Raw genomic sequence first — 8,839 nt, 5'->3', positions numbered from 1 at the left:
GCTGCCGCCCCCGTTGCCGCGGCCCCTCGTGCGGCTTTGTGGTCTTGCGGTCGTACCGTCGTGCCGCCCCGCCGCCGGCAGGTCGGCGGAGAGGCCGGGCGGCCGATGGTCGGGAGGGAGGCGGAGATGCCGGCGACGGAGGCTGCGGCGCCGACCCGATGCCCCCTCATGCCCCATGCCCCACCCCTCGCCCTCTTTCGTCTCGCCTCCTCTCCGCCCTCATTTCCCTTGCCACCTGCCCCAACTGCCCCTTCTGTCACGGGAGTAGCTGCCATGCTCATCGAACTGTAGCTCTGTGTGCCTAATTGATGACGTGCCGTGAAAACTGTGCGAGTATCGAACGCGGGAGCGCGCGTTGGCGGTTCGCGGCCGAGGGGTGCAGGGGAGCCACGGCATGGTGGTCATCGTGGGGGTCCGGACACTGCGGAAAGTGCTCGATGACGGTGAGTTCTTCTGCCCGGAGTGCGGCGGTGACCGGCGGTATCAGTACGGCGTGGGACGTCGTCGGCTCATCGTGCTCGGCATACCCGTCCTGCCGCTGTCCCGAGCGACCGGCAGCGTCGAATGCGGGGTCTGCCGCGTGGTGTTCGACCGCACGGTGCTCGAAGTTCCCACCGGGCGAAGGCTCACCGTCCTCCTGCGGGACGTGACCCGCGCGCTCGCGATCGGCGCGCTCGTCGCCGGAGGCGAATCGTCACCGGCCGCGCGGGCGGCCGCAATTGCCGCGGTGCGCGAGGCCGGGGTCCTGGCGTACACCGACGAACTCCTCGGCGCGGACCTGTACGCGCACATAGGCGACGACGACGCCGCCGAGGCGCTCGTCGCCCTCGCGGACCACCTGGCACCGGAAGGCCGCGCGCGGCTCGTTGCGGTGGGCGCGCGCGTGGCTCTGGCCGACGGGCCGTACCGCACGCTGGAGCTGGACATGCTGCTGTCGGCCGGGGCCTGGCTCGGGCTCAGCCGGGCCGAGGTGGACCGGGTGCTCGACGAGGCCGCAGGCCACATGCCGCTCTGAGCAACCGAGCAACCGAGCAACCGAGCGTCTGCGCATCTGGGCTTCTGCGCTTCTGCGTTTCTGGGCTGGGACGCCGCACCACCTGTCGTCCCGGGAGTCAATAATGGGGGCATGGGTCTCTACCGCGACGAGGGTGTTGTGCTGCGCACCCAGAAGTTGGGCGAGGCGGACCGCATCATCACCCTGCTTACGCGCGGACACGGCCGGATAAGGGCGGTGGCGCGCGGAGTGCGGCGTACGAAGTCGAAGTTCGGCGCGCGCGTCGAGCCGTTCGCGCACGTCGACGCGCAGTTCTTCGTCAAGGGCAGCGACTTCCCCGGGCGTGGGCTTCCGGCGATCACGCAGGTGGAGACTCTGGGGGCGTACGGCGGCGGGCTGGTGTCGGACTACCCGGCGTACACCGCGGGCACCGCGATACTGGAGACCGCCGAGCGGCTGACCGACCACGAGGGTGAGCCCGCGTTGCAGCAGTACCTGCTGCTCATCGGGGCGCTGCGCACGCTCGGTGCCAAGACCCACGAGCCCGCTCTGGTGCTGGACGCCTTCCTGCTGCGCTCGCTCGCGGTGGCCGGGTACGCGCCGAGCTTCGCCGACTGCGCGCGCTGCGGGCTGCCCGGGCCGCACCGCTTCTTCTCCGTCGCGGGCGGCGGCGTGGTCTGCGGTGACTGCCGCCCGGCCGGATCCGTCGTACCCTCTCCCGAGACCCTGGACCTGCTCGGCGCGCTGCTGACCGGTAACTGGGCCGGTGCCGACGCGAGCGAGCCGCGGTACCGGCGCGAGGGGAGCGGCCTGGTGGCCGCGTATCTGCAATGGCACTTGGAGCGGGGCATCCGCTCGTTGAGACTGGTGGAGCGATCATCGTGAGTCAGGCACGCGGCCGATGGGGTCTGCTCTCCTTCCTGAGGAGGCCGCAGCAGTCGGCGGCGCGGACCGCGGTCCGGCAGCCGCACGAGTACCGCGAACCCAAGCCGCACGCGGGCGGTGCGCAGCCGCCCGGCTTCCCGCGCGACCTCGTGCCCCGGCACGTCGCGCTCGTCATGGACGGCAACGGACGCTGGGCCAAGGAGCGCGGATTGGCCCGTACCGACGGGCACACGGCCGGCGAGGCCTCGCTGTTCGACGTGGTCGAGGGAGCGGCGCAGATCGGCGTGGAGTACGTGTCGGCGTACGCCTTCTCCACCGAGAACTGGAAGCGCTCGCCCGAGGAGGTGCGCTTCCTGATGGGCTTCAACATCGAGACCATCCACCGGCGCATCGACGAGATGGACGAGCTGGGCGTGCGCATCCGCTGGTGCGGCCGCCGCCCGCGGCTGTGGCAGAGCGTGATCCGCGAGTTGGAGATCGCCGAGGAGCGCACCAAGCACAACACGCGCCTGACCCTCGCGATGTGCATCAACTACGGCGGCCGCGCCGAGATCGTGGACGCGGCGGCGGCCCTGGCCCGGGACGTGCGCGAGGGCAAGGTGGACCCGAAGAAGATCGACGAGGAACTGTTCGCGAGCTATCTCGACGAGCCGGACATGCCGGACGTCGACCTGTTCATCCGCTCGTCGGGGGAGCAGCGCACCTCGAACTTCCTGCTGTGGCAGTCGGCTTACGCCGAGATGGTGTTCGACGACGTCCTCTGGCCGGACTTCGACCGCACGCACCTGTGGAAGGCCGTCGAGTCGTACGTCTCCCGAGACCGCCGCTACGGCGGTGCGCTGCCGAACATCGTCACCGCCGACCCGGCGCCGGCGGCCGATCCGAACACGCGGTAAACCCGCAGCAAAACGGTCGCGGAACCGGGTGACATTTGCGCGCCGCACGGCCGCCCGGATGCCAGCATGAACAGCATGTCCGAGCAGACCGTGCCCGCGCACGGACCACCGCCGCATCACGGCCCCGAGGCCGCGAACCCCGAGGCCGGGAGTGCCGAGGCTTCCGCGCCTACGCCCGATTCCGCGTCCGCCGCGGGTCGGGGCACGGGCGTGCCCGGGCAGGGGCGAAGCGCTCCGGCGGGTGAGGCCGCCGCGGCGCGCCCGTGGCGGCCCGGCCAACTCGAACTGTTCGTCGTCGGTCTGCTGGTGCTGCTGGTCGGCCAGTCCTGGATCGTCGACCGGCTCGACACGCGGGCGATCCAGACCTGGAGCACGGTCTTCGTCGCGATCGCCGTGCAGGCGCTGCCGTTCCTGGTGCTCGGCACGGTCATCTCGGCGGCGATCACCGCGTTCGTCCCGGCGTCGGTGTTCACCAAGGCGTTGCCGCGCAACGAGGCCCTCGCCGTGCCGGTCGCGGGCGCGGCGGGCGCGGTGCTGCCCGGCTGCGAGTGCGCGTCGGTGCCGGTCGCCGGGGGCCTGATGGCCCGCGGCGTGGCACCGGCCGCGGCGCTGGCCTTCCTGCTGTCGGCGCCCGCGATCAACCCGATCGTCATGACGGCGACGGCCGTTGCCTTCCCGGGGCGCCCCGAGATGGTGTTCGCGCGCTTCGCCGCGTCGCTCGCCACCGCCGTCTTCATGGGCTGGCTGTGGGTGCGCTTCGGCAAGGCGGAGTGGCTGCGCATCCCCAAGCGCTTCACCGAGCCGGGCTCCGGGTCGCGGTGGGAGGACTTCCGCACCGGCATGCAGCACGACTTCCTGCACGCCGGCGGCTTCCTGGTGGTCGGCGCCATAACGGCCGCGACGCTCAACGTGACCGTCCCGAAGGACGTCATCGACGCGGTCTCGGACAACTGGTGGATCGGCATCATCGCGCTGGCGTTCCTGGCCGTGATCCTCGCCGTGTGCTCGGAGGCCGACGCGTTCGTGGCGGCGAGCCTGACGGGCTTCTCGCCGACCGCCAAGCTGGCCTTCATGGTCGTCGGCCCGATGGTGGACGTGAAGCTGATCGCCTTGCAGTCCGGCACGTTCGGCAAGGGCTTCGCTGCCCGGTTCTCCAGTGCGACGTTCGTGGTCGCGGTGCTGACCAGCATCGCGGTGGGGTGGTGGCTGCTGTGAAACGCGACGTCCAGTCGATCGTGCTGGTCCTCATCGGCGCGGCACTGCTGCGCATCTCGCTCGACGACGCGATGTACCTGCGGTACGTCAAGGAGGGCCTGCGCCCGGCGCTGATCGCCTCCGGGGCGATCCTGCTCGCCTTGGGCGCGGCCGGGGTCGTCCGGGACGGGATCCTGCGCAAGCACGAGCGCGCGGAGGCGCACGTCCCGGCGACGGGCGGTGACGGCCAGGCCCACGGCACCGACCACGGCCACGGCACCGACCACGACCACAGCCACAGCCACAGCCCTGATCATCGTGACAGCCAGGGAGACGACGACGGGCACGATCACGGCCACGATCACGGACACGACCACAGCAAAGGGCCGCATGTCGCCTGGCTGCTGTGCCTGCCCGTGCTCGCGCTGTTCCTGATCGCTCCTCCGGCACTCGGGTCGTACACCGCGGAGCGGTCCGACACCACGATCGCCAAACCCGCCGCCAAGACGGTCGACGCGGGCTTTCCGGCCCTGCCGCCCGGTGACCCGTACGACATGACCCTCGGCGACTTCGGCGTACGCGCGGTCTGGGACCCGGCCGAGACGCTCAAGGGCCGCAACGTCCGGATGACCGGCTTCGCCACTCCCGGCAAGGACGGCACCTGGTACATCAACCGCCTGGTCATCAGTTGCTGCGCGGCCGACGCGGTGGCTCGCAAGGTGCAGATCCACGGCGTCCCCGCGCCGCCGACGGACACCTGGGTGACCGTCGTGGGCACGTGGCTCAAGACCGGCGAGGCGGCGTCCGAGTCCGCCACCCCCGCTCTCACCGCGACGAGTGTGGAGACGGTCCCGGCGCCGAGGGAGCCGTACGAATAGCGGTACGTCGTCGAGACGACAGCCATCGCCCGGCGCCGTGCGTGGTGCGGTGTCGGGCCGGGAGGGAGGGGCTCGCGTGGTGCGTCGGCACCTTGCGGTGCTGTTGGCGGGTCTCGCGGTGGACCGTTTGGCGGCCTGGCGGGAGGAGTGGGACCCGGTGATGGCGGCCGTCGTGCCACCGCACATCACCCTCGTCTATCCCGAGGAGACCGCCGATGAGGAGTTGTTGTCGGCACGGGCCGAGGCGGCGTGTGGGCGTACCGCGCCGTTTCGGTTGGGGCTCCGCGGCGTCGTCGCCGAAGAGGCGGGTCGGGGCGGCGTGTTCGTCGAGATCGACGATGTGGGCGGTGCCTGGACGGCGCTGCGCGACGACCTGCTGCGGCCGCCCATGATGCGGTGTCCGGGCGTCGCACCGCACGCGACGATCGTGCATCCGCGCACGTCCGACCGCGGCCCCGAGTGCTTCCGGAGCCTTGCCGGTCAGCGGCTGGACGTCGAGGTGCGTGTCCGCGAGGTGGTGTTCACCGAGACGACCGCGGAATCGTTCGCGGTGCCGCGGCGGTTCGCGCTGCGGGGGTGACGGGAGTGACGGGAGTGACGGGCCGTCGACACGGACTCGTGTTCCGGGTCAGCCGCGGGCAGCGAGGGTGCAGGGGCCGCAGGTGCCGAAGATCTCCAGTTCGTGGGAGACGTCGGTGAAGCCGTGTTCGGCGGCGATGCGGCCCGCCCAGCGCTCGACCGCCGGGCCCTCGACCTCGACGGTCCGGCCGCAGGCGCGACAGACCAGGTGGTGGTGGTGGCCCTGACTGCACCGGCGGTAGACCGACTCGCCGTCCTGGGTGCGCAGCACGTCGACCTCGCCGGCGTCGGCGAGGGACTGGAGCGTGCGGTAGACCGTCGTCAGGCCGACGGACTCGCCGCGCTGCTTGAGCAGGTCGTGCAGGTCCTGGGCGCTGCGGAAGTCCTCCACCTCGTCGAGCAGGCTGGACACGGCCGTGCGCTGCCGCGTCGACCTGCCACGGGCCGGGCTGTTCGCGGTGGTCACCGGGGCTCCTCCTCGACGTGCGGCTTCTCGACGGCGCCCGGGGCGCGGCGCGTCCCCGACATTGTGCCGGAAGCGGAGGTGCCGCCGTCGGGCCGCGGGGCCGCGTCGACTTGGAGGTCGTCCTGCGGGAGGCGTCCGAGGGCCGTGCCGTCGGTGTCGAGGTCGGTGCGGGATTCGGCGGCGAGTGCGGCGCGCCGCGCCCGGCGGCGGTTGAGCGGCGCCGCCGCGATGCCGACCACGACGAACAGGCCGATGGCGAGCAGGACGATGGTCGCGCCCGGGGGCGCCTCGACGTAGTAGGTGAGCGTGGTGCCGGAGACGGACACCACCACGCCGATGCCGATGGACGCCGCGGCGGTGAGCGCGAAGTTGCGGGTGAGCTGCTGGGCGATCGCGACCGGCACCACCATCAGGGCGCTGACCAGCAGCAGGCCGACGACGCGCATGGCCACGGTGACGGTGATCGCGGCGGTCACCGCGATCAGCAGGTTGAGCGCGCGGACGGGCAGGCCGGTGACGCGCGCGAACTCCTCGTCCTGGCACACCGTGAAGAGCGGACGCCGCAGGCCGATGGTCACCGCAAGCACCGCGACGGCGAGGACGACGATCACCCGGAGGTCGTCCTCGGAGACCGAGGTGAGCTGGCCGAAGAGGTACGCGTCGAGGTTCGCCCCGGAGTCGGACTGGCTCGCCAGCATCACGCCGCCCGCGATACCGCCGTAGAAGAGCACGGACAGGGCGACGTCGCCGCTCACCTTGCTGCGCTCGCGGATCAACTCGATCGCGATCGCGCCCGCGGCGGCGGTGAGCACCGCGAAGAGCACGGGGGACCCGTTGAGCAGCAGCCCGAGGCCGACGCCGGTGAGCGCCACGTGGCCGATGCCGTCGCCCATGAAGGCCTGGCGGCGCTGCACGAGGTAGACGCCGACGGCGGGGGCGGTCATGCCGACGAGCAGCGCGGCGAGCAGCGCGCGCTGCATGAACTCGTACTGGAGCAGGCTCACGTCGGCAGTCCTGGGGTCGCGGGGGTGGTCATGACAGAAGCCCGGGCCTGGCGGCGTGGTGCTCGTCGGCGTGCGGGTGCACGTGGTCGTGACCCGGCAGGGCGTGCTGTCCGGTGGCGGGCGGCGGTGCGCCGTCGTGGCACACGCAGCCCTCGCGCAGCACGACGGCGCGGTCGATCAGCGGTTCGAGCGGGCCGAGTTCGTGCAGTACGAGCAGCACCGAGCGGCCGTCCTCCTGCTGGCGGCTGAGCGTCTCGGCGAGGACCTCCTGGCTGGCGAGGTCCACGCCCGCCATCGGCTCGTCCATGATCAGCAGGTCGGGGCGGCGGGCGAGGGCGCGGGCGATGAGCACGCGCTGCTGCTGGCCACCGGACAGCGCGTCGATGCCGTCGCGCGCGCGGTCGAGCATGCCGACCGCGGCCAGGGCCTCGTCGACGGCGGCCCGGTCGTCGCCGCCGAGGCGGAACATCCGGCGCCGGGTGAGGCGTCCGGACGCGACGACCTCGCGCACGCTCGCGGGCACCCCGGCGGCGGCGGTGGTGCGCTGCGGGACGTACCCGACGCGCGACCAGTCGCGGAACTTCGCGTACGGCGTCCCGAACAGCTCGATGTGCCCGCCGGTGAGCGGCACCAGGCCGACGAGGGAGCGGACCACCGTGGACTTGCCGGAGCCGTTGGCGCCGAGCAGCGCGACCACCTCGCCGCGCTCCACCTTGAGGTCGACGCCGCGCAGCACGGTGCGGCCGCCGAGGGCGGCGGTGCCGCCGGTCAGGCGTACGGCGGGGGGCGCGGCCGGGGTGGCGGGGTCGGCTGTGCCGGAGTCGGTCATGGTGGCACCACCCTGGCACGGGGCGCGGAGGCCCGCATCGGCGCGGTGCCCGGGACGGCGGGGCTGCGCGGGGACCGGGACCTGGCCCCGGTCGGGGCTCACGAGCATGAGAGGGCCTTCCGCAGGGCGTCGAGGTTGGCACGCATGACGGAGAAGTAATCGTTCGCGGCCTCGTCCTTGATTCCCTCGATCGGGTCGAGGACGCCGGTGGAGACGCCGGTGTCGCGGGCCAGGGTCTCGGCGGTCTTGGGGCTGGCCAGGGTCTCGAAGAAGATCGTGGTGACGCCCTTCTCCCTGACCAGGTCCTGGAGGTCGGCGATGCGGCCGGGGGCGGGCTCGGACTTGGGGTTGACGCCGTTGACCGCGATCTCGTGCAGGCCGTAGCGGTCGGCTATGTAGCCGAAGGCGGCGTGGCTGGTCACGAACTCCTTGCGCTGGCAGTTGGCCAGCCCGGTCTTGTACTCGTTGTCGAGGGCGTCGAGCTTGCCCTTCAGGTCGGCGGCGCGGGTGCGGTAGTCCTGCGCATGGGCGGGGTCGGCCTGGGCGAGGGTCTCGGCGACGCCGTTCGCGACGGCGGCGAGGCGGGTCGGGTCGAGCCACAGGTGCGGGTCGCCGTCGGAGTGGTCGTGGCCGTCGTCCGCGCTGTGCTCCTCTTCGGCGTGGCCTTCCTCGCCCGCGTGCTCGTCGCCGTGCTCGCTGCCGTCGACCTCGGTGCCGTGCTTCTCCAGCGGGCTGAGCGCGGCGGCGTCCACGGTGTGCTTCGGCTTGTTCTGGTCGACGGCCTTGTCGACGGCGGGCTGGAAGCCCTTGAGGTAGAGGACGACGTCGGCGTCCTCGATGCCGGCCACCTGCTTGGCGGTCAGTTCGAGGTCGTGCGGTTCGACGCCGGCCTTCGTCAGGTTGGTGATCCTGACCTCCGGCCCGCCGACCTGCTGGGCCACGAACTTGAGGGGGTAGAACGACGCGACGACGTCCACGGACCCGCTGCCGGTGGCCTCCGCCGTGTCGTCCGTGCCGCAGGCGGTGAGCAGCAGCGCGGACGCGGTGGTCGCGGCAAGCAGGGACGCGGGGACGGCGCGGCGTATGTTCATGACAATCATTCTCAACTTAGATG

10 protein-coding genes are annotated in these 8,839 nt (G+C 72.1%); 6 read left to right on the top strand and 4 right to left on the bottom strand.

What is annotated here, in order from left to right:
* Nucleotides 1–394: 394 nt before the first annotated feature.
* The 6 genes from ACRX5S_RS37665 (at nucleotide 395) to ACRX5S_RS37640 (ending at nucleotide 5,427) form a co-directional block, all read left to right on the top strand.
* Complete coding sequence (locus ACRX5S_RS37665; protein ID WP_436777756.1) at nucleotides 395–1,015, top strand: TerB family tellurite resistance protein; 621 nt, start codon at nucleotides 395–397, stop codon at nucleotides 1,013–1,015.
* 111 nt (nucleotides 1,016–1,126) lie between these two features.
* Nucleotides 1,127–1,879, top strand: coding sequence for a DNA repair protein RecO (recO, locus tag ACRX5S_RS37660; protein WP_436777755.1), 753 nt, complete (start codon nucleotides 1,127–1,129; stop codon nucleotides 1,877–1,879).
* 35 nt (nucleotides 1,880–1,914) lie between these two features.
* Complete coding sequence (locus tag ACRX5S_RS37655; protein WP_436777762.1) at nucleotides 1,915–2,775, top strand: isoprenyl transferase; 861 nt, start codon at nucleotides 1,915–1,917, stop codon at nucleotides 2,773–2,775.
* A 75-nt stretch (nucleotides 2,776–2,850) separates the two neighbouring features.
* Nucleotides 2,851–3,990, top strand: a complete 1,140-nt coding sequence (locus tag ACRX5S_RS37650; RefSeq protein ID WP_436777754.1) for a permease — start codon at nucleotides 2,851–2,853, stop codon at nucleotides 3,988–3,990.
* Nucleotides 3,987–4,847: a TIGR03943 family putative permease subunit gene (locus ACRX5S_RS37645; protein WP_436777753.1), complete on the top strand. Its 861-nt coding sequence runs from the start codon at nucleotides 3,987–3,989 to the stop codon at nucleotides 4,845–4,847. Before ACRX5S_RS37650 ends, ACRX5S_RS37645 begins: the two co-directional genes overlap by 4 nt.
* A 76-nt stretch (nucleotides 4,848–4,923) precedes the next feature.
* Complete coding sequence (locus ACRX5S_RS37640) at nucleotides 4,924–5,427, top strand: 2'-5' RNA ligase family protein (protein ID WP_436777752.1); 504 nt, start codon at nucleotides 4,924–4,926, stop codon at nucleotides 5,425–5,427.
* A gap of 48 nt (nucleotides 5,428–5,475) precedes the next feature.
* Here ACRX5S_RS37640 and ACRX5S_RS37635 read toward each other — a convergent pair whose 3' ends face one another.
* The 4 genes from ACRX5S_RS37635 to ACRX5S_RS37620 all read right to left on the bottom strand — a co-directional run bounded on the left by ACRX5S_RS37635 (nucleotide 5,476) and on the right by ACRX5S_RS37620 (nucleotide 8,816).
* Nucleotides 5,476–5,892, bottom strand: coding sequence for a Fur family transcriptional regulator (locus ACRX5S_RS37635; protein ID WP_436777751.1), 417 nt, complete (start codon nucleotides 5,890–5,892; stop codon nucleotides 5,476–5,478).
* Nucleotides 5,889–6,896 carry a metal ABC transporter permease gene (locus tag ACRX5S_RS37630; RefSeq protein ID WP_436777750.1) on the bottom strand — a complete coding sequence of 336 codons (1,008 nt, stop codon included), beginning with the start codon at nucleotides 6,894–6,896 and terminating at the stop codon, nucleotides 5,889–5,891. Before ACRX5S_RS37630 ends, ACRX5S_RS37635 begins: the two co-directional genes overlap by 4 nt.
* A 28-nt stretch (nucleotides 6,897–6,924) precedes the next feature.
* Nucleotides 6,925–7,725, bottom strand: a complete 801-nt coding sequence (locus ACRX5S_RS37625) for a metal ABC transporter ATP-binding protein (protein ID WP_436777749.1) — start codon at nucleotides 7,723–7,725, stop codon at nucleotides 6,925–6,927.
* Nucleotides 7,726–7,823: 98 nt separating this feature from the next.
* Nucleotides 7,824–8,816: a metal ABC transporter substrate-binding protein gene (locus ACRX5S_RS37620; protein WP_436777748.1), complete on the bottom strand. Its 993-nt coding sequence runs from the start codon at nucleotides 8,814–8,816 to the stop codon at nucleotides 7,824–7,826.
* Nucleotides 8,817–8,839 lie beyond the last annotated feature (23 nt).

It is taken from the genome of Yinghuangia sp. YIM S09857 (genome assembly GCF_051388915.1).
In the GTDB taxonomy this organism is placed as follows: Bacteria; Actinomycetota; Actinomycetes; order Streptomycetales; family Streptomycetaceae; genus Yinghuangia.
Note: the sequence above shows the minus strand (reverse complement) of the source record. Positions and strands in the feature narration are given on the sequence as shown.

Coding starts and splice junctions, on each gene's coding strand:
- ACRX5S_RS37665 (WP_436777756.1), top strand. CDS start 395: ATGGTGGTCATCGTGGGGGTCCGGACACTGCGGAAAGTGCTCGATGAC.
- recO (WP_436777755.1), top strand. CDS start 1,127: ATGGGTCTCTACCGCGACGAGGGTGTTGTGCTGCGCACCCAGAAGTTG.
- ACRX5S_RS37650 (WP_436777754.1), top strand. CDS start 2,851: ATGTCCGAGCAGACCGTGCCCGCGCACGGACCACCGCCGCATCACGGC.
- ACRX5S_RS37625 (WP_436777749.1), bottom strand. CDS start 7,725: ATGACCGACTCCGGCACAGCCGACCCCGCCACCCCGGCCGCGCCCCCC.
- ACRX5S_RS37620 (WP_436777748.1), bottom strand. CDS start 8,816: ATGAACATACGCCGCGCCGTCCCCGCGTCCCTGCTTGCCGCGACCACC.